We start from the raw sequence: 25,625 nt of genomic DNA, 5'->3' as shown, positions 1-25,625 counted from the left end.
CAAGCTCGATCCGGGAGAAATCGTCAATCTCACGCGCCCAGCAGCGCAGGGATCCGGGAGCACAATAAGCCTACGAGATAGCGGCGCGAGATTGCAGAACGCCAGCTTCAGAAAGCGGGGCAAAGTCACCACACCCAGGCTAAGCAAGGGAGCACCCGCAGAGCAATTTGGGCCTCGCCCGCGATTTGAATTGGTGCCAACGTATCCGCAACCCTATACAGTACCCATATGCGCCGATTGCTGAGACTTCATCCGGATTCGTACTGTTCTGCGGCAACACGCATTGAAGTAGAGATCACCCGTCCGCATCCGAGTATCCTGACCCTGTCCTATATTGTCACCGGAAGAATGAACGACATCCGTATTTTCCCTGTTGTTGAAAGCACGCGCCGCGATGAGCTTTGGCGGCACACTTGCTTCGAGGCATTTGTCCGTGCTTTGTCGGGCAGCGAGTACTACGAATTCAACTTTGCACCTTCGACACAATGGGCGGCCTATCGGTTCAGCGGCTACCGAAGCGGGATGGTTGTGGCGGACGAGATCAGTGCGCCTACGGTCAAGGTGCAATCTGCGCCGGACTGCTACACATTGCAGGTCTCGCTAGAATTGGATCGCTTGGGCTTGCCGCGCGAGAGCCCATGGCAACTCGGTCTGTCGGCGCTGATCGAAGACACAAGCGGCCTCAAGTCATACTGGGGGCTGGCGCACCCACCCGGAAAGCCTGACTTTCATCACAAGGACTCCTTTGAGCATGAATTTTCTCCGGTGATGCAGCAACCATGAAATTCGGCATCGATCGCCTCATCGCAGAACCCGCTTTGCGCGCAACGCTCGCCGGCCGGCGCGTGGCGCTGGTCGCGCATCCTGCTTCCGTCACGGACGACCTGACGCACGCGCTGGACGCACTGGCAGCATGCGGCGACATGGAGCTCACCGCGGCCTTCGGTCCGCAGCACGGTCTTCGCGGCGACAAGCAAGACAACATGATCGAGTCGCCGGACTATAACGATCCGGTGCACGGCATTCCGATTTTCAGCCTTTATGGCGACGTGCGAAAGCCGACGGATGCGATGATGGGTGGATTGGATGTGATCCTCGTCGATCTGCAGGATCTGGGGTGTCGCATTTACACGTTCATCACGACGCTACGCTATGTGCTCGAAGCGGCAGCCAAACATCGCAAGGCTGTTTGGGTGCTGGACCGGCCTAACCCCGCGGGCCGACCTGTCGAAGGTCTAACGCTGCGCCCCGGCTGGGAAAGCTTTGTCGGCGCCGGACCGTTGCCGATGCGTCATGGGCTTACACTCGGCGAGCTGGGTCTGTGGTTCATCAAGACGCTCGAGCTTGATATCGAGTATCGGATCATCGACATGCAGGATTGGCAGCCCGATGCCGCGCCGGGTTTCGGATGGCCGTTGGGCGAGCGCACCTGGATCAATCCCAGTCCCAACGCGCCGAACTTGTGGATGGCGCGCGCCTATGCGGGAACGGTGATGCTGGAGGGCACGACGCTCTCGGAGGGGCGCGGCACCACCCGGCCTTTAGAACTGTTCGGCGCGCCCGATATCGATGCGCGCGCAGTTATGAAGGAAATGGAATCCCTGGCTCCGCAGTGGCTCGGTGGTTGCCGCCTCCGTGAGTGCTGGTTCGAACCCACGTTTCACAAACATGCGGGCCAGCTTTGCCACGGCGTGCAGATCCACACGGAAGTTCCTGATTACAATCATCAGACGTTCAAGCCCTGGCGCCTCCAGGCACTCGCCTTTAAGGCGATCCGCCGACTGTACCCGGACTACGCTCTGTGGCGCGATTTTCCCTATGAATACGAGCACGGCAAGCTCCCCATCGATGTCATCAACGGCGGTCCGTTATTGCGGGAATGGGTCGACGACGCGTCGGCGACGCCGAACGACCTCGACGTACTGGCGCAATCGGATGAGCAGGCGTGGTCCGCCCAGCGACAGGAATACCTGCGTTATTGAAGGTCCTCGGACTGATCGGTGCTGCCGCCGAGCCAGGTCGCAATCACCGTGAATTCCTCAGTGAGAGCAACGAGATCGGCCCGAGCGCCCGAAACGATCGTTCCGCGCTCGTGGTCCAGGCCGAGGAATCGCGCGGGTGTCAGCGAAGCGGCGCGCAGCGCGTCCTCTACGGGAACTTGGGCCAGCTTGACCGCATTGCGCACCGCCGAGGCCATATCCAGGTGTGCGCCCGCTAGAGTGCCTTCTTCCGTGGTCAGCCGTCCGTCGGTCCGTTTGATGGTTCGGCCAGCCAGTTCGAAATGGTCCAACGACGTGCCGACCGTGGGCATCGCATCGGTGACCAGCACGATCCGCTCTGAACCCTTCGCCATGAATGCGGCCCGGACCGCAATGGGATCAACATGGGTTCCGTCGATGATTAGGCTTGCCGTCAGCCGGTGTTCCGCCAGCGCTGCGCCGATGATTCCCGGGGCGCGCGCGCTAAATGGCGGCATGGCATTGAACAAATGAGTGACGCCGGTTGCGCCGTCCGCGACTGCTTGCATGACAACGTCAGCGGTCGCCTCGCTGTGTCCGATCGAAATTCGCACACCAGAGGAGGCCAGCTTCCGGACAAAACCCGTCGGGACGCATTCGGGTGCCAAAGTCACCAATGACCTGCCGACGTCGGCGAGTTCGCACAACTGATCCAGGTCGCCGGCAGCAGGTTGCGTGATCCGATCTAACGGGTGAACGCCCGGACGCAGCGGACTGATGAAGGGGCCTTCTAGGTGCAGACCGAGGATCCCTTCCCGGCCGACCGTCGAACTAGCCGCCGCGACGGCAGCCTTCATCTTCTCGCGCGTATCGGTGATGAGGGTCGGGAGGCACGCCGTCGTGCCATAGCGACGGTGCGCCCGGGCAATGGCGCGCATACCCTCGACCGTCGGCTGATCGTTGAGGAGAACGCCGCCACCCCCGTTTACCTGCAAGTCTATGAAACCAGGGGCCAGGAAGGCGCCGGCCGGGAGGCGCGTCTGCGGCCAATCGGAAGGAACCTCACCCGGGGCCCCGAGCCCAACGATGCGGCCTGCCCGGATCAGCACCGCGGCGTCGGTGTGCCAGCCATAACCGTCAAAAACACGGTCCGCCAGGATGGCATGGCCGCCGGTGATTAAAGGATTATTTCGATCTCGGCTCATAGATTGTCCCTGACGGGTGGATTGGTGGCGCATCGAATCCGATCTAGGATAAAGGATGCTCGTCGAAATACCCAGGGCCGGCACCATGCCGGTCGCTGATAGGATATGAGCCGCGGTGCAGTCAGACGCAATGGCGGTTGCCAAGCTTCTGATCGTCAAGGCGACGAAGAAAACAGCATGGATCGATTGGTCATTCGCGGCGGCAAACGCATTGAAGGCTCGGTCCAGATCTGCGGAGCGAAGAATGCCGCTCTGCCGCAGATAGCCGCTTCGCTGCTCAGCTCCGAGCCGCTGGAGTTGAGAAATGTTCCCGAAGTGACCGATGTCAACACCATGCTCTCGCTGATGCGGGAGCTTGGCGTGGTGGCAACCCATGGCGCTGGGCGGAGCCTGGTGCTGGATGCCGGGGGTGCCCGCAACGCGCAGGCGCCCTACGAGCTCGTCCGCCGCATGCGCGCCAGCATTCTCGTGCTGGCGCCGATGCTGGCGCGTTTCGGTTCTGCGCGCGTGTCGCTCCCCGGAGGCTGCGCAATTGGCGCGCGGCCGATCGATCAGCATCTCAAAGCACTGGAGTCGCTCGGAGCCAATGTCGAAATGGAAGGCGGTTACATTCACGCGTGGACCAATGGTAATGGGCTGCGCGGCAACCGCATCGTGCTCTCTTCGCCATCCGTGGGCGCGACCGAGACGGCCCTGATGGCGGCGGTCCTCGCATGCGGTGAAAGCGAGATCCTCAACGGGGCGCGCGATCCCGAAATCTCTGACCTCGCACGCTGCCTGGTTGCGATGGGGGCGCTCATCCAAGGGGTCGGGACCCATCGGATCTTGGTGCAGGGGGTGGATGCGCTCCATGGCGCCCGCCACGAACTGATCACCGATCGCATTGAGGCCGGGACTTACGCTGTCGCTGCGGCGATAACCGGCGGCCATCTTGAAATCCTCGGGGCGCATCTCGAACACCTTGGCTCGGTCGTTGCGGTGCTGGAAAGCGCCGGCGTCCAAATCTGGCCCACCGATCGCGGCTTGATGGTCGTGCGCTCCGGCACGCTAAAGTCCGTGGACGTCTCGACAGAGCCCTACCCCGGCTTTCCCACGGACCTGCAGGCGCAGTTCATGGCCTTGATGGCCATCGCGTCGGGCGCATCAGTCATTCGCGAGACGGTGTTCGAGAGCCGGTTCATGCACGTGCCCGAGCTAGGGCGGCTCGGCGCCAACATCTCGCTACAAGGCTCTACGGCCCTGGTCCGTGGGGTCGAGAGACTTCACGGCGCGGAAGTGATGGCAACCGACTTGCGCGCATCGGTGAGCCTGGTCCTCGCCGCCCTTGTCGCCGAAGGCGAAACGACCGTCAACCGTGTCTATCACCTCGATCGCGGCTATGAATCCCTCGACCGCAAGCTGGTGCAATGTGGCGCGGATATCAGGCGGGTCGTAGGATGACGGCGGCTTCGCAACCTCCACTGTTCATCGGCGTCGACGGTGGCGGCACGGGATGCCGTGCGCGCATTCAGAACGCGGAGGGGCTCGTACTTGGGACGGGCATTGCCGGCCCGGCAGCGTTGCGCGTTGGCATCGACCGCTCTCTTGCCGAAGTGGAAAGGGCTTGCCGCGCTGCGCTCCAAGACGCCGGGCTGGGCTCCGACGCACTGAGCTCGCTGCATGCTGGCGTCGGGCTTGCGGGCGTTGGCCGCAAAGGTGCGCTCGAAGAGCTCATGCATCGGCCACATCCCTTCCGGTCTGTCGTTTATGTTAATGATGCGACGATCGCCTGCATAGGAGCCCATGGAGCCCGGGATGGCGGGATTGTCATCGTGGGAACGGGAAGCGTCGGCTTTGCTGTTGTAGGAGGGCGCGAATTTCGGGTCGGCGGCTATGGCTTTCCCATTTCCGATGAGGGTAGCGGCGCCGACATTGGATTGCACGCAATCCGCTTGGCGTTGCGCGCCTATGACGGGCGCGCGATCGAGAGCAGGCTCACGCGCGAGGTAATGATGCGCTTCAACAATGATCCGTTCGAAGCCGTTGCCTGGATGGATCCGGCGACGGCCACGGACTATGCGACTTTCGCACCCCTCGTGATGCGACACGCGGATGGGGGAGACCCGGTCGCGCGACGGATTGTGCGCGATGCCGCGGAGCAGATCGACGAACTGGTGCGTCGGCTGTCAGAATGCGGTGCTTCCCGGATCGCGTTGCTAGGCGGACTCGCATCTCCGATGGAGCCATGGCTGGCGCCAGATGTACAGCGCCAGCTGGTTCCCATCGAGGGCGATGCGGTGGATGGCGCCCTCGAACTTGCCCGGCGGACTGCCATGAAGGTTTTGTGTCCCCGAATCGACGGATAGGAATGATGTCGGCTGCGTTTACAACATAACCGGATAGGGTGATGCACACCGAGCAAATCAGTTCACGCTACGTTGACCTCGATTCTTGGTCCACAGCCGAGGTTATCGCCGCCATGTATGAAGGGCAGCTTTCTGCGGCAGCTGCGGTTCGCGGCGCCCTTGGCGCAATCGGCGCAGCCGTGGACGACGCGGTCCCCGCACTGGAGCGAGGCGGCAGGATTGTTTACGCCGGAGCCGGCACGTCTGGACGCATCGGCGTGCAGGACGGAAGCGAGTTACCCCCAACTTATGACTGGCCTCCCGAGCGTCTCGTGTTCGCCATGGCGGGGGGGCTTGATGCGCTCGTCCGAAGCGCCGAGGGAGCGGAAGACGACGAGGCGGCCGGCGCGCAAGCCATGATGGACGCGAGAATTATTGCGAACGACGTTGTCATCGGCCTCGCGGCAAGTGGCACAACTCCCTTTACGATCGGCGTGTTGCGGGCGTCCAGCGCTGCCGGCGCCGTGACGATCGCCGTTGCGAATAACGCGGCCGCGCCTCTGTTCGAGGTCGCGCGCCATCGCATCCTTGCCGATACGGGAAGCGAAGTGATCGCCGGCTCGACCCGGATGAAGGCAGGCACTGCCCAAAAGATCGTGCTGAACCTATTCTCAACCGCCGTAATGGTGAAGATGGGCCGCGTCTATCGCGGGCTGATGGTGGACATGCGGGCCCGGAATGCCAAGCTGAGCCGGCGCGCAGAAGCCATTGTCAGCGAAATCGTCGGCTGCGGGAAAGGCGACGCCGCGCGCTATCTTGGACAAGCTGACGGAGATGTGAAGACGGCCATCCTTATCGGCTTCGGAATCGGCCGCAGCGAAGCCTCGGAGTTGCTCCAACGCCACGGGGGCAATTTGCGCTCCGCGATCAAAGAATGCACAGGCAAGAATGACTGACCCGCAGATCCCAAGCGCGATGGCACGTGAGACCGCCGAGATACCCGCGGCGGCCCAACGTCTTTTGGCACGTACCGATCTGTTCAACGCGTTCGCAAGACGGATCAAGCAGGCCAAGCCGCGCATTGTCGTTTTCTGTGGGCGCGGCAGCTCGGGTCATGTCGGTGTTTACCTGCGCTACCTGTTCGAAGCGCGCCTTGGCCTGCTCGCATCTGCCGCGGCCCCCTCCGTCGTGACCGCCTATCAGCGGTCGCCGGACATGAGTGGCGCCCTGTTCGTGGTTGTGTCGCAGTCCGGGCGCAGTCCCGATATTGTCAAAGCCACCCAAATGGCACGCCAATTTGGCGCGCTTACGCTTGCCGTCGTCAACGACGAAAATTCTCCCGCAGCCGCCGCATCAGAGTTGATCCTGCCGATCGGCGCGGGAGCAGAACACTCCGTCGCGGCGACGAAGTCGGTCGTGCTGTCGATGATCGCGGGGGCCCAATTGGTGGCGGCTCTAGCACGCGACGACGATCTTTCGGATTGCCTCCGTCATTTGCCGGGCCGCCTCTCCGCCGCGCTCGCGTGCGACTGGTCGCCGTGGGCTGATTGCGTCGCTGGCGCGCCGGCGGCCTTTGTTGCTGGCCGGGGTTACGGTCTCGGTTGCGCTCGCGAGATCGCGCTCAAGGTGGCCGAACTCTTGCGGGTACCGGCTCTGGGCTATAGCGCGGCCGAGCTTCGACACGGGCCGCGCGCATCGATCACGCCATCGACCCCGGTCCTGATGCTACGACAGAACGACCAGGCGGCTGCCGCCGTCGATGACCTCGTCCGTGACCTGACCGACGCGGGCGAGAAGGCATTTATTGCCGGAGGAACGGAGGGGACGCTGCCCTGGATAGGCGACGGTCATCCGGTGGTGGACCCCGTCCTGATGCTGGTCCCAGCGTATCGCGCCATCGAGGGGGCGGCGCGACGGCGAGGCCTCGATCCCGACAATCCGCCCCACCTGAACAAGGTGACACGGACATTCTGAGTAGCGTGCGGCCTGCTTGGCATTCGCCATGCCATCTAGCTTGGCGCTGCGGCAGATCCCGGTATTCCTGTCTGGCGGTGCTACCATTTGATCTGGGTCCGACGGTGCAATCGTCAACGGGATTGCGGCGTCATTATCGGGCTTTGACCTGAGCGAAGGATGACTTCGTCAGGAATGCCAGCACGACCCTGCCCATGAATGTCACGTGCTCACGCATGATCGCATCGGCCCGCTGGGGGTCACGTTCAACGATGGCGTCGACCACGCGATGATGGTCGTCATGAGAGCGGTTGATCAGGGCGAAGCTTTCCCAAAGAATTACACGGTCGGACAGGAATGGGATCTGGCAGATCTGGCGCACGTGATGCGCCGTCACAGCGCTGCCACTGCCCGCGATGATGGCGGAATGCAGCCGGCCGTTCAGATCGCGATAGACCGGCAGATCGGCCGGATCGAGATGGCCTTTGGCGAGGATCTCATCGCCTTGCATCAAGCAGCGGCGTAGCTCCGCCACCTGCTCATCGGATATGCCGTTTCTCGCGCAGAGTGCTGCGGCATTTCCCTCCAGCACGGATCGCACCTGGTACATGTCGGCGATCTCGGCCGGCAAAAAGCGCCTCACTTCATAGCCGCGCTTGGCGATGTAGGTGAGGAGCCCCTCCTTCTCGAGCGCGGCGAGCGCCGCACGGACGGGGGTGCGTGAGACGCCCATGGTCTCGGCAAGCTGCACTTCCTGCAAGCGGCTGCCGGGCAGATACTCGCCTTCGAGCACCTGTTGCCGCAACCGATCCGTCACTGATTCCGAGCGCGTCAGCATCGGCACTCCCTAAGGGTTTTTTCGGGCAAAGACAATCCCCCGGATCGCGACATGTATACAATAAGGCGAATGATGCTTGCCATTAGGGATAGGTTCATGCTGATCTAAGGCGATATGTATACAAGAGGGTGATCGAATGGGGGCAGGCGAAGATCAGGTGATGAGCCATTGCTCAACCCGGGTGGACCCCATCGTCAGGGAGATCGTGAAGGGAGCGCTCACCTCTGCGCAGATGGAAATGGAAGCCCTGCTCGAACGCACGGCGATGTCCCCGTTCATCCGCGAGAAGAAGGATTATTTCATCGGCCTCTTCAATGCGGATGGCGCCCTGATCATGGGCACCAATATCCCGGTTTTCGGTGATCTCGTTCGGCCGATTTTCGAGACTTATCCGCCGGAGACAATGCGGCCCGGGGATATCTACTGGTACAGCGACTGTTACGGCACGAAGGGCGCCGTCTCGCATACCCCAGACCAGGTCTATGTCGCGCCGATATTCGTCGAGGGCAGATTGTCAGCCTTCGTCCAGTCCTGGGCACATTTCTCAGATGTGGGCGGCATGCGCCCCGGTTCGCTCTCACCCGATGCGGTCGACATCTTCCAAGAAGGCATCATCGTGCCGCCGGTACGTCTCTATCGGGAAGGCGTGATGAATGAAGACGCGTTCCGGATCTTTCAGCGAAACTCTCGCTTTCCCGAGATGATCCTAGGGGATACGCGGGCCTCTGTGGCCGCAATACGACTGGGTGAGCGACGAATGCTCGAGGTGTTCCAGCGCTTCGGGCGCGAGCCCGTGGCAAATGTGTTCAGCTCGCTCATCGAGGAGACCCGCCAGACGATCCGCGGGCGAATGCGCTCGGTATTCCGGGCCGGCAGCTATAGCTTCACGGAGCATGTGGACGATGACGGACATGGCAATGGACCCTTCGCCATCCGCTTCACGCTCATTTCGGATCGCGAGCGCTTTGTGCTGGATACGACAGGCACGGATGATCAGGCGCCGGGGCCCATCAACTATCTGGCGCATCCTCATGTGCTGAACATGATCTTCGGCATTTATTTTCTTGGTCATGCTCCAGGGGTTCTCTTGAACGAGGGCGCGGCGCAGATATTCGACGAGGTGCGGCTGCGGCCAGGCAGCCTATTGAGCCCGCTTTCTCCCGCTCGCCTCGGCCAGCGCGGCGTCACTTTGATCCGGATGATCGCTGCCTGCTGTGGGCTCGTCGGCGTTGCCACGCAGGGCAATGCGGTCGCCGCCAATAATGTCTACGGCCTCTATTATCTGCGAGGGCGCGATCCCGGCGGTGCTCAGTTCCTGCTAACCGACGGGGTGGGGGTTGGTTGCGGCGCGCGTCCCTTTGCCGACGGGATCGACGCTGTCTATCTGGTTGCACAGGAGAACTATCCCGCCGAATTCATGGATGCGACCTTTCCCGTTCGCCTGCTTGAATATTCGCTCAATTGCGACAGCGGTGGACCTGGTCGCTGGCGCGGCGGCTGCGGGGTGGTGCGCACGGTCGAGCTTCTCGCTCCATCCGCAATGCTGTCCAACCGCGCGGGCGGCGAAGTCTTCCCGCCCTGGGGCATCAAAGGGGGAATGAATGGCGGGGTGAGCCGCTACATCATCAATCCCGGACGGCCGGACGAGCGGACCCTGCCCTCCATGGCCGATGGCACGATCATGAAAAAGGGCGACATTCTCCGCATTGAGACGGGTGGCGGAGGCGGCTGGGGCCATCCTTTCGATCGAGAGGCCGAACGGGTTCGCGATGACGTGCGCGGCGGCCTCGTAAGCCTTCGGAGTGCCGAACGCGACTATGGCGTCGTTCTCACGGGCCCAGACTTCGACATCGACCAAGAGGCAACGAGGCGGCTGCGGGCTGAGCGCCAGCCGGCAACCGGCCTGTTTCACCGGCGGCAATATCTGGAGACCCTCGCATGACGCGCAACACCGCCCCTTCAGCTCTCCCGGGCGCCGGTGTGCTGCTCGGCATCGACATTGGCGGAACCTTCACCGACGTGGTTGCGCTCGATCTCGCATCCGGTATCGTGCGGGTGACCAAGACGCCGAGCACGCCTCGCGACCAATCAATCGGCTTTCGCCGCGGCATTGACAAGATCGCAGGTCTCGCGGGATTTCACTCCCAGGCCATACGGCAAGTGCTGCATGGCACGACGGTCGCCACCAATGCCATTCTCGAGGGCAAGGGCGCCCAGGCCGCGTTGATCACAACCCAAGGCTTTCGCCATGTTCTCGAGATCGGGCGGCACGATATTCCCCGCAAGGAGAACATGTTCGCCTGGGTGAAGCCAAAACGCCCCGTCCCGCCATGGATGATCCATGAGGTCGCCGGCCGGATCGATGTGGATGGGGCGGAGCATGAACCGCTGGACGAGGCTGCCGCACAGGCCATAGGCCGGCAGTTGCGGGATCGGGGCATCGACAATATCGCGATCTGCCTGCTGCACTCTTACGTCAATCCGGCGCATGAGCGGCGGCTTCGCGATATCCTGCTCGACATCATGCCCGATGCGCGGCTTTCGCTCTCCAGCAACGTGCTGCCCGTGTTCCGCGAATATGAGCGCAGCATGGCAACGATCCTCAATGCCTATGTGACGCCCCCGGTCTCCTCCTATGTCACCCAGCTCACGGGGAGGCTCGCGGATTCAGGGATCAAGGCACCGCTCCTGCTCATGAACTCCAGCGGCGGTGCGGTGAGTTCTGATACCGCGCGAGAGCAGCCCATTCAAACCGTGCTGTCCGGCCCGGCGGCCGGTGCCCTGGGAGCTGCCCATGTGGGCATGGCCGTGGGGTTGCCCAATGTGATCTCGATCGATATTGGCGGCACGTCGGCGGATGTGTGCCTGATCCATCGAGGCAGTCCAGCGGTCACCTTGCGTGGGCGGGTGGGGGAATGGCCCCTGCAAACGCCGATGATCGACATGGTGACGATCGGTGCCGGCGGCGGCTCGATCGCCAGGGTTACGGCCGGCGGCAGCCTGGCGGTTGGCCCCGAGAGCGCGGGCGCTGAACCGGGGCCTGCTTGCTATGGCCGTGGCGGCACCGAGCCGACCGTCACCGATGCTCATCTCGTGCTTGGCCGGCTCTGTCCAACCATCCTCGGTGAGGAGATGGCGCTCGATCGGGAGGCGGCGGTGCGGGCGATTCGCGAGAAGATTGCGGAACCGCTCGGAATGTCCGTCGAACACGCCGCGGAGGGCATTCTCGACGTCGCCAATCATGCGATGGTGGGCGCCATAAGGCTCGTTTCCGTCGAGCGCGGCTGGGATCCCCGCGATTTCGCCCTGTTGCCTTTCGGTGGGGCAGGGCCGTTGCATGCAGCCGAGATCGCGCGGCTACTCGGCATGAAAACCATTATCCTGCCGCAGAATCCGGGCGTGCTGTCGGCTTTCGGATTGACCGTCGCCGATCTCCGCAACGATTTTGCGCGCACCTGCATCGAGCGCCCACCTCATTACGACCTCGGCCGGATCGCGCGCAATTTCGCGGATCTGGAGGAGGCCGCGCGAGCATGGCTTGCGCAAGAGCAGATACCGCCGGAGGCTCAGAAAACCGAGTGGGCCGCGAGCCTGCGCTATCGCCATCAGGGGCACGAGCTGTTCGTGCCCTGGACCGAGCGTCATGTGACGGGCGATGCCCTTACCAACACGATCGAACGTTTCCATAAGCTGCATGAGCAGCTCTATACCTTCGCCCAGAGGGACACGCCCGTTGAGCTCGTCACTTTGCATGTCACAGCGCGCGGCAAGTTGCCGAGGCCGCAGGCACTGACGAATGCTGCAACGGAGCAATCTGGTGAAGCGCAGATCGGCGCACAATCCATGATCGTCGAGGGGAAGGCATGGCCCACCCCCGTCTATGCCCGGAGTTGCTTGGAGCCGGGACGAGCGATCAACGGTCCAGCAATCATCGCCCAGCAGGACACAACGACAGTGCTGCTGCCGGGCCAAAGGGCAAGCGTACATGAGACGGGAAATATTCTGATCACAGGCTGACGATCACCCACACATAGAAGATAACGGGAGGAACACGTGAGGAGGATCATTGTGAGCATGGCCGCTCTGGCCATATCCTTAGGGCTTGCTCAGGCTCAGAGCCCGACTTTCAAGATCGGTGTGCTCAACGACCAGTCGTCGCTTTATTCCGACCTCACGGGAACAGGGTCGGTCACGGCGGCGAAGATGGCGGTGGAGGATTTTGGCGGCAAGGTTCTGGGCCAGAGGATCGAGGTGATCTCGGCGGATCATCAGAACAAGCCGGATGTGGGCTCAACCGTGGCCCGGCGATGGATTGATGTCGACAAGGTGCATGCCATCGTGGACGTGCCCGCCTCCTCGGTTGCTTTCGCCGTTCAGGAAATCACGCGCGAGACCAAAACGCCGTTCCTCATTTCGGGCGCCGCCTCGTCCGACCTCACGGGCAAATCATGTTCACCCTTTGGCATTCACTGGACCTATGACACCTATGCCCTTGCCGCCGGCACGGCGCGGGGCGTTGTGCAGAGCGGGGGCAAGAAATGGTATTTCATCACCCAGGACAATGCCTTCGGACATGCCCTGCAGCGCGATATTGCCGGCTTCGTGAAAGCTGCCGGCGGTGAAGTTCTCGGCTCTACCGCACATCCCCTCAACAGCTCTGATTTCAGCTCCTATCTTGTTCAGGCACAGGCGGCAAAGCCCGACGTCGTGGCGCTAGCCACGGCTGGCAGCGACTTTACCAATGCCCTCAAACAGGCCTCTGAATTCGGCCTGGTTGCGGAAGGGATCAAGATCGTCGGGACCAGTGTGACGATCAACGATGTTCATTCCCTCGGGCTCGAGACAGCTCAGGGGGTGCAGTTCGCAGCCCCCTTCTACTGGGACATGACGCCTGAGACCCGCACCTGGTCGCAGCGCTTCTATGACATCGAAGGCAAGATGCCGAACCATATTCATGCGGGCGTTTATGGTGCTGTAAAACACTATCTCGAAGCCGTCCAAGCCGTCGGATCGAGCAATGGGGCGAAGGTGGTCGAGAAGATGAAAGCCATGCCGATCAACGACTTCTTCACGCGGGACGGCAAGATACGGCCGGATGGAAAGGTTGCGCGTCCCTTCTATCTCTTCGAGGTAAAGGCCCCCTCGGAATCGAAAGGCGAATGGGACCTCCTGACCATGCTCGAGGTCATCCCCGCCGAGGAGACGGCCGTGCCGCTTGAGCAAAGCGCTTGCGGACTTCTCAAGAAGGCATCGAACGAGTGAAACGCTGCGGCTGCTCGGGGGCGTGACGGCCGCAAGCGATGATCGGCGGTCCGTATAAAATGGGGGTTGTTGATCGCCGGGCAGGCTGCTATCTAACTGCCGTCGGAGAGGTCGCGGTACATCGGTACCTCGCCATCGATATGTGGGCGCATAGCTCAGTTGGTAGAGCAGCTGACTCTTAATCAGCGGGTCCATAGTCCGAGTCCATGTGGGCCCACCCGTGAGTAGCGCCTGCATCTTCGCCCGGGTCATCGCCGGAAGCATTTGACAGCTGAATAGAACCTTCGCTCAATTGTCCGTTGTCTCTCCTTTGCGAGGAACGGGGGCACCGATGAAGTGCGTTGTGGTCGGCGGGGGTGTCATTGGCACGAGCGTCGCTTGGCACCTTGCGGCTGAGCCCGGTTGCGAGGTGACGCTGCTGGAGCGCGATCAGCTCTCATCCGGCACCACCTGGCACTCGGCCGGCAATATCACCTGGAAGCCGCTGCCCGACCATGATGCGCCCATTCTATACGCCCTCGAAACGATCAGACGGCTGGAAGACGAGCTCAGCCTTCACACGGGCTGGTTGCGGACGGGGCGCCTGTTTCTCGGCAAGGCGTCGGCCACGCTAGAGACGTTCGATCGGTTCAATCGTGAGGCCCGCTCACGCGACATCCCCTCCCGCTGGCTCAAAGCCGAGGAGGCAAGGGCGCTCAATCCTCTACTCACGAGCGAAATATTCAAGGATATCTGGCTCGACCCCTTATCGGGCCGGCTCAACCCTTCAGATCTCACACAAGCTTATGCCACCGCGGCCCGCCGCGCGGGGGCTCGCATCGTCGAAACTGCGGAAGTTACCGGGCTCCGCACAGGCGGCGGCCGGGTGACCGCTGTTCGGGTGAAGGACACATGGCTCGATGCGGATCTGGTGGTCATCGCCGGCGGACTTTGGTCGCGCGGCCTGCTCGAGCCGCTCGGCATTCAGCTGGCACAATGGCCCTGCCAGCATTTTTATCTCATCGCGGATGTGACGCCTCGACTTGGCCGCCAGACGCCGTCCTTTGTCGCGCCGGATGACCTGCTCTATGGGCGGGAGGAGACCGGTTCTCTTCTGTTCGGGTGTTTTGACGAATCAGCTCTCACCATCGATCCGGCAGACTTGCCGGTGCCGTTCACCTTCACGTTGCTGCCGCCAAATTGGGATAAGATCGAGCCTTATTTTCTGCGTGCGGTGGAGATTTTCCCGGCGCTCGAGACGGCGCCAATCCGGCAGTTCGTGAATGGACCGGAGTCATTCACGCCGGACGGGCTTCCACTCATCGGCAGGCTGGACAATATCGAAGGGCTGGTCGTTGCGACGGGCATGAATTCGGTGGGGGTAACCTGGTCAGCAATGACGGGTAAGCTCGTCTCGTGCATCGCAACCGGTCGGGACTCCGGCTTGGAGGCGTCGCGATATGATCCGAATAGGTTCGGGGGCCGCGGCAGTGACCTGGCCTGGCTCAAAGAGGAAGTGTCTGAGATCGTCAGTCGCGGCTATATCCATCAGTCTTTGGGCGATCGCGGGGCCGTGCGCTTGGGTTGATCTAGCCAAGGCGCCGCAGCGCTATCGCGCATTCCCCTGAAAAACCTGGTATTGGCAGAGGCAGCATGGCGGCGCCGTCATGGATGATATCGGCGCGTTCCTCAATCCGGCCCGACGCCGTGTCGAGGATCGTGAAACGATATCGGCCGGCTCTGAGGCCCGGAACCTCGATCCGAAGTTCGGCGGGATTCAAGGAGCGCGTGCGCTGCTGGGTGTCGAGCAGCCAGCCGAGAAATTGCGCATCATCCCCACAGGCGCAGCTGGAAATCCCGGGTGGACAGCGGACCTCCGAATTCAGATTGACACGGCGGAAACATGTCCAGTCGATCAGTGGCAGGAATGTGGCCATCCGCTGCTGGGCCTTCCGCATGCCCATAGTGAGGCTGTGAGGGTGACGGTTGGGCCAGCGCATTCCACCTCCGGCGCCGCCCGCGGCCAGATGAGCCCACTGCATCCGGCGGAAATACTCGTCATCAAAAACTTCCGGCAGCGTAATGTGGTGATCCTTGAAGGAATGGATCGGGCCATGTTCGCTATCCATGAATGGCCGATTGTCCAGGATCTGCCCAAGAGCGCCTCTGACGATTTTTCCCATCGCCAGCGCCGGGGCGACGGTGTCCCTGGGGAAATCGATCGTTCCTTCCTCGTAAATGTGGATGCTGGCGAAGTCGAGATCAGGGGGCCGGAAAATCGGTTCGGCAAGCGGCATATGGGGGCGCCAGATCAGTTCGGGCCCGAAGAGGGAGACCGTTTGGGGATGACTGCGGCCATAGAGGCGCTGTTCGAGGCGGCGCACATGCTGGCTGAGATCATGGATGAATTCACCGAACCCATCGGCGCTCTCTTCCGCTTGACCTGGATGTATCTCATTCCACAAGTCCCACGCGAAGAGGACGCCGCTACCGCCCCAGCGTTCGACAGCAAAGGTCAGTCGCGCCTTGATCGCCTCCCGGCTCTTCTCGCAGAGCAGAATGCGTGAGGGATGCGCGAGCACGCCACCATTCTCGCTGTTGTAAGGATGCCACCGCCAGCGCCGCCACATCCAGAATGTATCGAATGGGGTGAGCAGGATTCGCACGCCATAGCGCTCACAAAGCGCGAATAAATCGTCCCACAGGGCCACCATAGCCGGGACGGGCCGGCCGAGAGGCCGTTCGAAGAAGCGGTGTCGGACCTGAACATATTCCAGCATCAGCCGAATGCAGGTGACCCCATGGGCGGCCAGAAGCTGCAGATAGGCTTCGGCGGTCGCAAGATCGCGCCGGCGGAAAAGCCCCGACAGCTCTGGCCATGTGATCGCATCATTTTGGCCGACCGGGGCCCATGCCTCACCTTCCTCCGTCATGAAATAGGGCGCGTCAGGAGCCACCTGGATCCACGGCAGGGGTGAGACGGGCCGTTCTTCCAGGCACTTCGCCCCGACGTGAGAAGACGTGTCGGCCCTTAGCTCATCCCTGTACATGCCAGGCCCGCTTATCGAAGGCGGCTAACGACCGGCCGCCGCGAGAATATGCACGAGATGGCGTCTCCAGGAGGTTGGAGGGCACCGTCAAGGCAAGGTCAATCATCCGCACTCTCTTCGATAAAGGTCCGGTGAAATCCGTCTTCCGGGGCCTGCCGACGGGACTTAGAGCAGGTAAGTTGCTGCACGTTGGAGTAAACCTGCCCACGATCACGCGGTTCCAATCTGGAGGGCGACGATCCGCGACGATGGTCCAGCCAATCATCCCGCACTTTCCTTCAGACCGCGTAATTTTCTGGCCGGCAGCATTGGCAATTTGCCAGGCCACCCCCGGCGACGGGAACGATAATGACGGCTGGCTTCCGAGTGGCTAATCAGTGGAAGAAAATTAAGCGGGTTCATGCTGAGGCTGAGGTCCGCGTTGACCAGTTGGGTTCTTTGCTTACCGGTTCGTTTCTTGACCGCGACCATATAGGCCAACCCTCAGGAAACTGCCGCGTTTTGGAGCGCGGAAGGGTTACCAAGAACAAGCAAGAATGCGTGTTCGGGTGAACCCCTCTGGAGGACTCCGTGAGGGGTTTGTTGTTTCTGCTAACTGAGTCGAGGTATAAGACTGAACTCGCGCCGCTAACGATGATGATAATACATGGCCAGAAGCTCGAAGTCTGCGTTCCTCGGCTCTCCCTCCAACATTAAAGAGACGACTGATCGTTCGATGTTTGAGCGCATACTCGATGCGCTTCCAGATGGCGTTCTGGTGACCGACGGTGAGCGGGGTGTGGTATATGCCAATGAGGCTTTCGCGCGGCATTGGAGAATCCCGCAGCGGATGATGCAGCTGGGGGATGAACTCTCCATGCTCGATTTCGTCACCGATTCCTTATGCAATCCCAAGGAGTTCCACGACGAGGTGGAGCGCCTGTATAATTCAGAGGAAAGTGCAAGCTCCGAGGTGGTTTTGAAGGATGGCCGGGTGTTCTCGCGGCGCAGCGTTCCGGCTTACAAGGATGGGGCGCTTGCCGGCCGCATCTGGATTTTTACCGACATCACCGAAGCCCGCAGCGCAAGCACGGATGCACTGACCGGCGTTAGAAATCGACGTGCATATTTGCGAGATTTTCCGGCTTTTGTGCAGGCGCAGGACTGCGGACTGCTCCGCTCGGTAGCTCTCCTCGATATCGATAACTTCAAGGGCTATAACGACACCTATGGTCACGCTGCAGGCGACGAGGTGCTTCAGAGGATAGGCGAGATTCTCATCTGTCATCTTCCGAATGCGGATGACCTGGTGTTTCGGATGGGCGGAGATGAATTTCTCCTGGCATGCCATATTCCGGGTGAGGTAGACGTTTTCTCGTTTTTCGAGACGATCCGCAGGAGCATCTCCGACCTCGCCATTCCGCATACGCAGAATGCGCCTTGGGGCATTGTCACAACGTCCATGGGGTTGGACACATTTCGCAGCCCGGAAAGCCCGGTTGACATGTTCGAGGCAGCCGATGCGGCCCTTTACCAGGCAAAATCGCTGGGCCGCAACCGATTGATCATGCGAACCTCTAAGGCAGCCAGCGACGGGGCTGCCGATCCGGCAGTTCTAGAACCCCACGAAACGAGACTACTGCAGCAGCCCTAGCCCATTGCCCCACCCATCACGCTGCCGCGGCGTGCGCCTCGATTGAGCAGGAGCGCGGCTATGGCAATCGCAAGGATGCTGACGCCCAGCATGATGACCGCGATCGCCGCCACGTCGCCTTTCAGCCCGGCTTTGAACGAGGAAAGGATATACAGGGGCAGCGTTGTCGTGCCAGGGCGCTGGACAAAAACAGAGGTGATCACATTGTCCAGCGAGAAGGTGAAGGACAGGAGCAGCCCTGCCATTACCGCGGGAAAAAGCAGCGGCAGGGTGATGGTGACGAAGGCGCGCCAGGGCACCGCGCCGAGATCGGCTGCCGCTTGCTCGAGCTGCTCACCCATGCCCTCCGCCCGGGCGCGGACAATGAGCGTGACCACGGCGACATTGAACACGGAATGGCCGATGGAGAGCCGGGTGATGCCATCGAAAATGCCGAGGCGGTCGAGCCAGATCATCTGGCCGATGGCGGAGACGAGCTCCGGCGTGCCCAATACCACAAAGATCAGCATGACATAGGGCACCAGCCAGCGCCCCTTGCGCCTCGCCAGGGTGAGGCCCGCGAGCATGCCGAGGCTCACCGCGATGAGTGCGTTTATGGCGGCAGCCTTCAGTGAAACGGCCAGAGCGCTCAGCACGCGCGGATTGTCCAGCGCGACCGCATACCAGCGGGTTGAAAATTCCTGCCAGACATAGAGGTTTCGGCCGCCATTGAAGGAATAGGCGATAATCACGAAGATCGGCAGGAACAGAAAGATGAAGACCATCACCATCCAGGTGAGGCCTATGATACGGCGGATGTTGCGCGGCTGAATGCTCATAGGGCCGCTCCCCGCATCGTACGCAGTGCGCGCGAGACAGCCCACAGGAGCACTATCCCGACGATGACTGTCAGCGCCAGCATCAGAATGAGCAGGATGGCCATAGCGGCACCGATGGGAAGGTTCTGGGCCGACAGGATCTGGGTTGCCACGAGATTGCCGACCATGAGCCCCTTGGTGCCGCCGAGAATGGTGGGCACCACATAATCACCGGCGGCGAGGATGAAGGTGAGGAGCAGGCCGCCGAACAGGCCGGGGGCTGCGAGTGGCAGTGTCACCTGGAAGAAGGTGCGGATGGGCCCTGCGCCCAGATCCATGCTGGCCTTGGCGAGTGCCGGATCTATCCGCTCGAAGGCAACGTAGATCGGCAGGATCATTACGGGCAGGTAATTGTATACGATGCCGAGCTGGACGGCCCAGCTGGTGTCCAGCACGAGCAAAGGACCATCAAGAATGCCAAGCGACTGCAGCGTTTTGGACAAGGTGCCCTGGGGTGCCAAGATGATCCGCCAGGCGAAGGTCCTGAGCAGGAAGCTTGTCCAGAAGGGCAGGATCAGCAGGAAGACGAGCAAGGGCCGCCAGCGTGGCGCCACGTAATAGGCGAGCGTATAAGCGACGGGCAAGCCGATCAGCGCACAGGCAATGGTGCCGATACCAGCGATCTGCAGCGTGCCGAGGAACACATTGAAGAAGAGCTCGCTGGTTGCCGCGAGGTAATTGTCGAGGGAAAGAGACTTCAGGGAGACGAAGCCCTGCTCTGTCGCTTGCGGTTTCGAGCCGAAGCTATAGAGGACGATCCAGGCGAGCGGCAGGACAAAGAAGATGATCCACCAGGCCAGCGCCGGCCATGCGAGGATCCAGCGCGGTACGGGCCAAGCCTTCAGGCCTGGCGTTAAGGTGAGGCTCGGCGCGGTCGAGTCCTGTGCCATTGCTCAGTTGCTCATCATCCTGCTCGATTGGACCTGAAGGTCCTCGTGGGGATAGAGGTTGAAATGGGCAGCATCCCAGCTTGCCCACACCGCCTCGCCCGTGTTCGGCAGGCCGGCCGCGCGGCCCCTTTGCACCCTGCTGATCAGGTCGCGGTCACCTTCGAGCTTGATGAGATATTCCAGCGCATCGCCCAGCATCACCACAGCGGCGACCTGGCCGGCGATACGGTTGGGCTGGTCTACGGGCTCATCCCTGGTCAACGCCACATGCTCGGGCCGCACCGCGCCAAGCGCCTTGGCCCCGGGCTGCAGGCCTTCAGCCACGCGCCCTGCCGTGAACTGGGCGCCCTCGGCTTCGAGGCGGTTCGTGTCGGCGATCCGCGTGCCATTGAGGAAGTTCTGCGCACCGATGAAGCTGGCGACGAAAGCAGTGCGCGGCGTGTCGTAAAGCTCCGTCGGGCTGCCGAGCTGCTCGATCCGGCCATCGCGCATGATGGCGATCTGATCCGACATGGCCAGCGCCTCCTCCTGGTCATGGGTGACGAAGATGAAGGTGAGGCCGAGTTGTGCCTGCAGGAGCTTGAGCTCGATCTGCATTTGCTGGCGCAGCTTGCGGTCGAGCGCACCGAGCGGCTCGTCGAGCAGCAGCACGGACGGGCGCTTCACCAGGGCGCGCGCCAGGGCGATGCGTTGCTGCTGACCACCCGAGAGCTCCGTGGGGCGGCGATGGGCAAAGGACAGCATCTGCACCATGTCCAACGCATCCCGCACCCTTTTGCGCCGCTCACCAGCAGGCACGCGGTCCTGCCGCAAGCCATAGGCCACGTTCTCGGCGGCGCTCATATGCGGAAACAGGGCGTAATTCTGGAACACGGTGTTCACGTCCCGCCGGTAGGGCGGAAGCTGCGTCACATCGTTGCCGCCGATTTCCACCCGGCCGGTGTCGGGCAGCTCGAAGCCGCCGATCATGCGCAGGACGGTCGACTTGCCCGCGCCGGACGAGCCGAGCAACGATACGAAGGAGCCCTGCCTGATCCGCAGGGACACCTCGTCGACAGCCTTGAACGCGCCATAAGCCTTGCTGATCCGAACGATATTGACTTCGCTTGCCATCCTCACTTCCGGGATGTGAAGGGCTTGAGTGCAGCTCTCACTGAGCTGCCGCCGCCTTGAACTTGGTGAGAATGGCGATGCGCCGATCATAGGTCTCGTTGCGCACCGTGCGCTCCCCACGCTTCTGCGCATCGGCTGGCGGGAAGATCAGCGGGTGATCGGCGATACTCGGATCCAGCTTGTTTTCGACACCGGCCACCGGCGACAGGAAACCAGTATAGGTGACCTCGCGTGCCGCGACTTCCGGATCAAGCACAAAATTGATCCAGGAATGGGCAGCATTCGGGTGCTTGCCGCCCACCGGCAGATGATAGCTGTCCAGCCACATCTCCGAGATCGGCTCGGGATAAACGAAGACGAGGTTCTCATTGCCGGAGGAATCGATCGCCTGCTTGGCGTTGCCATTCCAGCACTGCGCGAGGATCACCGACCCCGATGCCACATCCTGGACGGGATAGGAGTTGAACGCCTTGATGTGCGTGGCCAGTTTACCGACCTGCTCCTCGGCATCCTTGAGCGCCGCTTCATCCGTGCTGTTCCAGGACAGGCCCTTCGACCAGAATAGCGGGGCGATCGCCAAGGGATCATCCAGCAGAGAGACCTGGCCGCTGGCCTCATTCACCACCGCCTCCAGAAAGTCATTCCAGCTTTTCATAGGCCGGGTGATCACAGACTTGTCATAGATGAAGCCTTGCGAGCCCCAGCTCTTGGGCACGGTATATTCGTTGCCGGGATCAAAATTCGGATTGGCCACTTCGGGCCGAATATTGCCGATATTCGGGATTTGCGACTTGTCCAGTTTCTGGATCAACTGCTTGTCGATCAAGAGCTTGATCATGAAGTCGGTGTTCATGCCCACATCATAGCCGCTATTGCCCTGGGCCAGCTGAAGCTTCGAATACATCTCGTCATTGCTGGCATAGGAATCATAGATGAGGCGGCTATTGTTGGCGCTCTCCCAAGCGGAGATATTGTCGGGGCTGATATAGTCCGCCCAGCCCATCATGCTCAGCTGGTCTTCGGCTTGGGCAGCCATCAGTCGCGATGAGGCCATCGGCCCGGCCAAAGCGAGGCCCATGCCAGCAACGGTGCCTTTGAGCAGGCCGCGGCGGGTCAGCCGATACCAGCGCCTCGAACGATCGATCATCATTGTCTCCCTCTCCCTTTCCGATCTCGCGCGCAGCTCTATGCAGGGTTGTTATGGGGTCCATTGACCTTCTGCCTGCGCGATGCGCTCCAGATGGTGCGCAGCCCTCAGGACACTGACCTCGTCAAAGGCCTTGCCGATGAACATGAGGCCCACCGGCAATTCATCGACCATGCCACAGGGCACCGATATGGCTGGGTGTCCGGTCACATCGAAGGGACCGGTATTTCCTTCCATATTGAAGGAATGCAGGATGGTAGCTTCCGGCCCGCAATCGGCTTCCGGCAGCGGTGGTGCGCGGAAGGGGATGGTCGGCATTGCGAGAACGTCAAACCGGCTCAAGGCCTCGTCATAGGCCGCGCGGAACTTCCGCCGCAGGTTCTGCGCCTTGGCATAGTGCCGCCCATAATATTTGTCGCGGATATATTCGCTGGTCAGAAGCACGAATTTGGCCGCAACCGGCAGCTCATCGGGACGCGCGCGCCAATTCCTCCCGAAGGCTTCCAGCATCTCGGCCGAATAATATCCCTGCCAGCCGTAGCCCATCGCATTGCCCTTCAGCATCATCTCGGAAATGCCTTCGAGCACGATCGCAGTATAGACATGAAAGCCTTCGAGGTGCCACGGAATAGAGACCTCCTCGAGCTGGGCGCCCTGGCGTTGCAGTGCCTGCAGCGCACCGCGCACGGTCTCATCCGTGGCGGGGTCGCTTTCCGGTCGACCGAAGCCTTCCCTCACAACGCCGACTTTCAGCCCCTGCAGGGGTGAATCCAGCGCGCTCAGGTAATCCTGAACGACCGCATTGTGCTGCCGCGGGTCAAGGCCGTCAGGTCCCGCAATCACGGCCAGCAGCGGGGCGACATCCTCGACGGTTCTCCCCATCGGCCCGCAATGGTCGAGGGTCGGCTCCACCGGGAAGATGCCGGTATAGGGCACGAGCCCGTGGGTGGGCTTGAGGCCGACGATGCCGCACCAGCTCGCAGGGGTGCGGACCGAGCCACCCTGGTCACCACCGAGGCACATCCGGATATCGCCTGCGGCAATCGCGGCGGCGCTGCCGCTGGAAGAGCCGCCGGCAGCATGGCTGGGCTTGCGCGGGTTCTTGATGGGCGCTGGCCAGCTGGTGTGGCTGCCGCCGGAGAAGCACAGATCCTCGCAGGTGGTCTTGCCAGCGATGATGCCGCCGGCTTCGAGGATACGCGTGATCACGGTGGCATCGATGGTGGGCACGAAATTGCCAAGCGTGCGGCTGCCATTGCGCATGGGCAGGCCGGCCACCGCGATATTGTCTTTAACGCCGATGCGCTCACCGGCGAGCGGGCCATTCGCGCTGCCCTTGATCTCGCTTATCCACGCCCAGGCATTGTAGGGATTGTCAGCGTCACGGGGCGCATGGCCCGGAGAGCGCTCGCCGGCAAACCGGGGTGGCTGGGGATCCGGAACCTCATCGAGCCGGTCATAAGACAGCTTGACGCCCTCGGCAAAGCTGACGAAGGCTGCCCGTTCCGCCTCGGAAAGGCGCAGTCCGAACCGCTGCGAAAGCGCCTCGAAATCCTTGGCTGATGGTGCTTCTATACTCATCCGTCGATGCAACTCCCCAGCACGGATCTTCACCCCCGATGTCAACCTGCCACTTGGTTGAGTATTCTTGAACGCGGCAGGATATTGTTGCACCGCAAAGACTAGGATGGCTCCGATCGCTGGGCAATATGGAATTGAGTAAGGTCGTATGTCGCGGCTTCAGGGAGGGAAATTATGGACTTGGCGGAATTCGCGGCAGGGGCCGCCTATGTCGGCGGCCAGTTCGTGCCGATCAACGAAGCAAAAATCCCGGTAACCGATTGGGGCTTCACCCGTTCGGATTGCGTCTATGACGTTGTCCACGTGTTTCGAAAGGGCTTCTTCCGGCTCGACGATCATCTCGACCGGTTCATGACGTCCATGGCGGCGCGGCGGCTAAAGCCGAAGGAGGGCCGTGAGGAGATTGAAGCGATCCTGCATCGCTGCGTTGGCCTGTCCGGCCTCGATGATGCCTATGTGGCCATGGTGGCGCTGCGTGGCCGGCCACGAATCGCGGGCTCGCGCCGACCGCAGGATTGCGACAATCATCTGGTCGCCTACGCCATCCCCTGGATCGATGTGATTCCCAAAGATGTGCAGGAGCGAGGCGCGCATCTCTGGATCGCCTCGACGCCCAGGGTCCCCGATGCATCGGTCGATCCGACGGTGAAGAACTACCAGTGGAGCGATCTCACCTCCGGCCTGTTCGAAGCTCACGACAATGGGTTCGACACAGCGGTCCTGTGCGATGCCGAGGGTTTCGTGACCGAGGGACCGGGCTTCAATATCTTCGTGGTCCAGGACGGCAAGGTCATGACGCCGGACCGGGGTTCCCTCCATGGCATCACCCGCAAATCCGTCCTCGAGCTCTGCCAAGAGATGGGCATCGAGGCCAGCATCTGTCCCATCCCGCGCGCATTGCTGGAGACTGCAGACGAGATCTTCGCCGCCACGACAGCGGGCGGCGTCATGCCCGTCTCACGGATCGGCCGCACAATCCTCGGCAATGACAGGCCGGGCCCGATCTCACTGGCATTGAAGGCCGCTTACTGGCGCAAGCACGAGGAAGGCTGGCACCGCACAGAGGTGCGCAAGCTCGAGCCGAGGCCATAAGGCTCAGAGATGTGATGGGTGTGATGGGCGCCGTGAGTTGAGGCAAGCTGCCTCTGTTCAAACCTGACGGGGGCTTTTGCACGATTATATAAGAGTGCAGCGGCCCTCCCGCGCTCTTCATAACTCGGGCTGGCTGGCCGTGGTCCGCCTCGAGCACTATGGCGCCGCTGAAGATTAGCCGTTCGCCGCCGCTTCCAGGCCAGCGATATCGAATTTCACCATCTTGAGCATCGCTTCGGCAACGCGCTTAACCCTATCTGGGTCGGGATCGCTCATCAGCTCGCCAAGCCGCTTGGGTGTGATCTGCCAGCACAGGCCCCACCGATCTCTCAGCCATCCGCATTGCTCCTCGGAACCGCCTGCTTTCAGCGCATCCCAGAGATGATCGATCTCGCTCTGGGTTTCGCATTCGACGATGATCGAAAAGCTGTGGTTGAATGGATCGAGAGGGCCGGCCTCAATCGCCATATAGCGCTGATCACCGAGCGTAAAGGCCGCGATCTTGACGCTGCCTTCGGGCCCGCTCGGGGTCTCGGCCGGCAGACCCGAAATCCAGTGAATGGACGATCCGGGTATCAGCGAAGTGTAGAAGGCAATGGCGGAAGCCATGTCCTTCTCGAACCAGAGATGCTGGATGACCTTCATCATGATGATCCTTCCTCTGACAATAGAAGGCGGCATCCTTGATGGTCGAATAACAACCCTGTCCACTGCCCATGTCAAATGTCTCAGGGGAAGGGGCA

General features: G+C 61.6%; 21 protein-coding genes and 1 tRNA gene. 13 read left to right on the top strand and 9 right to left on the bottom strand.

The features are described 5' to 3' along the window. Positions 1-228: 228 nt before the first annotated feature. Both RCF49_RS11500 and RCF49_RS11495 read left to right on the top strand, forming a co-directional pair. Positions 229-783, top strand: a complete 555-nt coding sequence (locus RCF49_RS11500; RefSeq protein WP_342640023.1) for a DOMON-like domain-containing protein — start codon at positions 229-231, stop codon at positions 781-783. After that, positions 780-1,982 (top strand): exo-beta-N-acetylmuramidase NamZ family protein, encoded by a 1,203-nt coding sequence (locus tag RCF49_RS11495; protein WP_342640022.1) that lies wholly within the window; start codon positions 780-782, stop codon positions 1,980-1,982. The genes RCF49_RS11500 and RCF49_RS11495 overlap by 4 nt, the downstream gene beginning before the upstream one ends. On the opposite strand, the gene nagA is transcribed toward RCF49_RS11495, so the two are convergent. Then, positions 1,976-3,163: an N-acetylglucosamine-6-phosphate deacetylase gene (nagA, locus tag RCF49_RS11490; RefSeq protein ID WP_342640021.1), complete on the bottom strand. Its 1,188-nt coding sequence runs from the start codon at positions 3,161-3,163 to the stop codon at positions 1,976-1,978. The genes RCF49_RS11495 and nagA overlap by 7 nt on opposite strands. A gap of 177 nt (positions 3,164-3,340) precedes the next feature. Between nagA and murA the strand changes: the two genes are divergently transcribed. From murA to RCF49_RS11470, 4 genes are read left to right on the top strand one after another with little or no spacing between them, the layout of a single operon-like run. Next, a complete protein-coding gene (gene murA / locus RCF49_RS11485; RefSeq protein WP_342640020.1) occupies positions 3,341-4,603 on the top strand; it encodes a UDP-N-acetylglucosamine 1-carboxyvinyltransferase in 1,263 nt (420 codons plus the stop codon). Continuing rightward, positions 4,600-5,508 carry an N-acetylglucosamine kinase gene (locus RCF49_RS11480; RefSeq protein WP_342640019.1) on the top strand — a complete coding sequence of 303 codons (909 nt, stop codon included), beginning with the start codon at positions 4,600-4,602 and terminating at the stop codon, positions 5,506-5,508. The genes murA and RCF49_RS11480 overlap by 4 nt, the downstream gene beginning before the upstream one ends. A 41-nt stretch (positions 5,509-5,549) precedes the next feature. Further along, positions 5,550-6,443 carry an N-acetylmuramic acid 6-phosphate etherase gene (locus tag RCF49_RS11475; protein WP_342640018.1) on the top strand — a complete coding sequence of 298 codons (894 nt, stop codon included), beginning with the start codon at positions 5,550-5,552 and terminating at the stop codon, positions 6,441-6,443. Next, complete coding sequence (locus RCF49_RS11470) at positions 6,436-7,461, top strand: SIS domain-containing protein (protein ID WP_342640017.1); 1,026 nt, start codon at positions 6,436-6,438, stop codon at positions 7,459-7,461. Before RCF49_RS11475 ends, RCF49_RS11470 begins: the two co-directional genes overlap by 8 nt. 133 nt (positions 7,462-7,594) lie before the next feature. Here RCF49_RS11470 and RCF49_RS11465 read toward each other — a convergent pair whose 3' ends face one another. Further along, entirely contained in the window at positions 7,595-8,278 is a 684-nt protein-coding gene (locus tag RCF49_RS11465) for a GntR family transcriptional regulator (protein WP_342640016.1), read from the bottom strand. A 136-nt stretch (positions 8,279-8,414) separates the two neighbouring features. Here RCF49_RS11465 and RCF49_RS11460 point away from each other — a divergent pair, with 136 nt between their 5' ends. From RCF49_RS11460 to RCF49_RS11440, 5 genes are all read left to right on the top strand, one after another. After that, a complete protein-coding gene (locus RCF49_RS11460; RefSeq protein ID WP_342640015.1) occupies positions 8,415-10,220 on the top strand; it encodes a hydantoinase B/oxoprolinase family protein in 1,806 nt (601 codons plus the stop codon). Next, a complete protein-coding gene (locus tag RCF49_RS11455) occupies positions 10,217-12,295 on the top strand; it encodes a hydantoinase/oxoprolinase family protein (RefSeq protein ID WP_342640014.1) in 2,079 nt (692 codons plus the stop codon). Before RCF49_RS11460 ends, RCF49_RS11455 begins: the two co-directional genes overlap by 4 nt. A gap of 36 nt (positions 12,296-12,331) precedes the next feature. Next, positions 12,332-13,540, top strand: a complete 1,209-nt coding sequence (locus RCF49_RS11450; protein ID WP_342640013.1) for an ABC transporter substrate-binding protein — start codon at positions 12,332-12,334, stop codon at positions 13,538-13,540. Between the two features lie 144 nt (positions 13,541-13,684). Next, a tRNA-Lys gene (locus RCF49_RS11445) sits at positions 13,685-13,757 on the top strand. Between the two features lie 114 nt (positions 13,758-13,871). Continuing rightward, entirely contained in the window at positions 13,872-15,107 is a 1,236-nt protein-coding gene (locus RCF49_RS11440) for an NAD(P)/FAD-dependent oxidoreductase (protein WP_342640012.1), read from the top strand. Between the two features lies 1 nt (position 15,108). Here the strand turns inward: RCF49_RS11440 and RCF49_RS11435 are convergent, their stop codons facing one another. Further along, on the bottom strand, positions 15,109-16,476 hold the full coding sequence (locus RCF49_RS11435) for a hypothetical protein (RefSeq protein WP_342640011.1): 1,368 nt from the start codon (positions 16,474-16,476) through the stop codon (positions 15,109-15,111). A gap of 739 nt (positions 16,477-17,215) precedes the next feature. Here RCF49_RS11435 and RCF49_RS11430 point away from each other — a divergent pair. Continuing rightward, positions 17,216-18,202: a sensor domain-containing diguanylate cyclase gene (locus tag RCF49_RS11430; RefSeq protein WP_342640010.1), complete on the top strand. Its 987-nt coding sequence runs from the start codon at positions 17,216-17,218 to the stop codon at positions 18,200-18,202. Here RCF49_RS11430 and RCF49_RS11425 read toward each other — a convergent pair. From RCF49_RS11425 to RCF49_RS11405, 5 genes are read right to left on the bottom strand one after another with little or no spacing between them, the layout of a single operon-like run. Continuing rightward, positions 18,199-19,020, bottom strand: a complete 822-nt coding sequence (locus RCF49_RS11425; RefSeq protein ID WP_342640009.1) for an ABC transporter permease — start codon at positions 19,018-19,020, stop codon at positions 18,199-18,201. The two genes, RCF49_RS11430 and RCF49_RS11425, sit on opposite strands and share 4 nt — an antisense overlap. Continuing rightward, positions 19,017-19,949, bottom strand: a complete 933-nt coding sequence (locus RCF49_RS11420; RefSeq protein ID WP_342640008.1) for an ABC transporter permease — start codon at positions 19,947-19,949, stop codon at positions 19,017-19,019. The genes RCF49_RS11425 and RCF49_RS11420 overlap by 4 nt, the downstream gene beginning before the upstream one ends. 3 nt (positions 19,950-19,952) lie before the next feature. Further along, positions 19,953-21,062, bottom strand: coding sequence for an ABC transporter ATP-binding protein (locus RCF49_RS11415; protein ID WP_342640007.1), 1,110 nt, complete (start codon positions 21,060-21,062; stop codon positions 19,953-19,955). A 37-nt stretch (positions 21,063-21,099) separates the two neighbouring features. Then, positions 21,100-22,212 (bottom strand): ABC transporter substrate-binding protein, encoded by a 1,113-nt coding sequence (locus RCF49_RS11410; RefSeq protein ID WP_342640006.1) that lies wholly within the window; start codon positions 22,210-22,212, stop codon positions 21,100-21,102. Positions 22,213-22,260: 48 nt separating this feature from the next. After that, positions 22,261-23,790, bottom strand: a complete 1,530-nt coding sequence (locus RCF49_RS11405) for an amidase (protein ID WP_342640005.1) — start codon at positions 23,788-23,790, stop codon at positions 22,261-22,263. A 174-nt stretch (positions 23,791-23,964) separates the two neighbouring features. On the opposite strand from RCF49_RS11405, the gene RCF49_RS11400 reads away from it, so the two are divergent. Beyond that, positions 23,965-24,882 carry an aminotransferase class IV gene (locus tag RCF49_RS11400; RefSeq protein WP_342640004.1) on the top strand — a complete coding sequence of 306 codons (918 nt, stop codon included), beginning with the start codon at positions 23,965-23,967 and terminating at the stop codon, positions 24,880-24,882. Positions 24,883-25,056: 174 nt separating this feature from the next. Here RCF49_RS11400 and RCF49_RS11395 read toward each other — a convergent pair whose 3' ends face one another. Beyond that, entirely contained in the window at positions 25,057-25,530 is a 474-nt protein-coding gene (locus RCF49_RS11395; RefSeq protein ID WP_342640003.1) for a VOC family protein, read from the bottom strand. Positions 25,531-25,625 lie beyond the last annotated feature (95 nt).

Source organism: Rhodoligotrophos sp. CJ14, assembly GCF_038811545.1.
GTDB lineage: Bacteria > Pseudomonadota > Alphaproteobacteria > Rhizobiales > Im1 > Rhodoligotrophos > Rhodoligotrophos ferricapiens.
The sequence above is the reverse complement of the archived record's forward strand: the minus strand, read 5'-3'. Positions and strand labels throughout refer to the sequence as shown.

Excerpts from the sequence above, each read along its gene's own strand:
- RCF49_RS11500 (WP_342640023.1), top strand. The coding sequence starts at position 229 with ATGCGCCGATTGCTGAGACTTCATCCGGATTCGTACTGTTCTGCGGCA.
- RCF49_RS11430 (WP_342640010.1), top strand. The coding sequence starts at position 17,216 with ATGGCCAGAAGCTCGAAGTCTGCGTTCCTCGGCTCTCCCTCCAACATT.
- RCF49_RS11460 (WP_342640015.1), top strand. The coding sequence starts at position 8,415 with ATGGGGGCAGGCGAAGATCAGGTGATGAGCCATTGCTCAACCCGGGTG.
- RCF49_RS11410 (WP_342640006.1), bottom strand. The coding sequence starts at position 22,212 with ATGATGATCGATCGTTCGAGGCGCTGGTATCGGCTGACCCGCCGCGGC.
- murA (WP_342640020.1), top strand. The coding sequence starts at position 3,341 with ATGGATCGATTGGTCATTCGCGGCGGCAAACGCATTGAAGGCTCGGTC.
- RCF49_RS11395 (WP_342640003.1), bottom strand. The coding sequence starts at position 25,530 with ATGATGAAGGTCATCCAGCATCTCTGGTTCGAGAAGGACATGGCTTCC.
- RCF49_RS11420 (WP_342640008.1), bottom strand. The coding sequence starts at position 19,949 with ATGGCACAGGACTCGACCGCGCCGAGCCTCACCTTAACGCCAGGCCTG.
- RCF49_RS11475 (WP_342640018.1), top strand. The coding sequence starts at position 5,550 with ATGCACACCGAGCAAATCAGTTCACGCTACGTTGACCTCGATTCTTGG.
- RCF49_RS11440 (WP_342640012.1), top strand. The coding sequence starts at position 13,872 with ATGAAGTGCGTTGTGGTCGGCGGGGGTGTCATTGGCACGAGCGTCGCT.
- RCF49_RS11480 (WP_342640019.1), top strand. The coding sequence starts at position 4,600 with ATGACGGCGGCTTCGCAACCTCCACTGTTCATCGGCGTCGACGGTGGC.
- RCF49_RS11465 (WP_342640016.1), bottom strand. The coding sequence starts at position 8,278 with ATGCTGACGCGCTCGGAATCAGTGACGGATCGGTTGCGGCAACAGGTG.
- RCF49_RS11495 (WP_342640022.1), top strand. The coding sequence starts at position 780 with ATGAAATTCGGCATCGATCGCCTCATCGCAGAACCCGCTTTGCGCGCA.
- RCF49_RS11470 (WP_342640017.1), top strand. The coding sequence starts at position 6,436 with ATGACTGACCCGCAGATCCCAAGCGCGATGGCACGTGAGACCGCCGAG.
- nagA (WP_342640021.1), bottom strand. The coding sequence starts at position 3,163 with ATGAGCCGAGATCGAAATAATCCTTTAATCACCGGCGGCCATGCCATC.
- RCF49_RS11425 (WP_342640009.1), bottom strand. The coding sequence starts at position 19,020 with ATGAGCATTCAGCCGCGCAACATCCGCCGTATCATAGGCCTCACCTGG.
- RCF49_RS11400 (WP_342640004.1), top strand. The coding sequence starts at position 23,965 with ATGGACTTGGCGGAATTCGCGGCAGGGGCCGCCTATGTCGGCGGCCAG.
- RCF49_RS11405 (WP_342640005.1), bottom strand. The coding sequence starts at position 23,790 with ATGAGTATAGAAGCACCATCAGCCAAGGATTTCGAGGCGCTTTCGCAG.
- RCF49_RS11415 (WP_342640007.1), bottom strand. The coding sequence starts at position 21,062 with ATGGCAAGCGAAGTCAATATCGTTCGGATCAGCAAGGCTTATGGCGCG.
- RCF49_RS11455 (WP_342640014.1), top strand. The coding sequence starts at position 10,217 with ATGACGCGCAACACCGCCCCTTCAGCTCTCCCGGGCGCCGGTGTGCTG.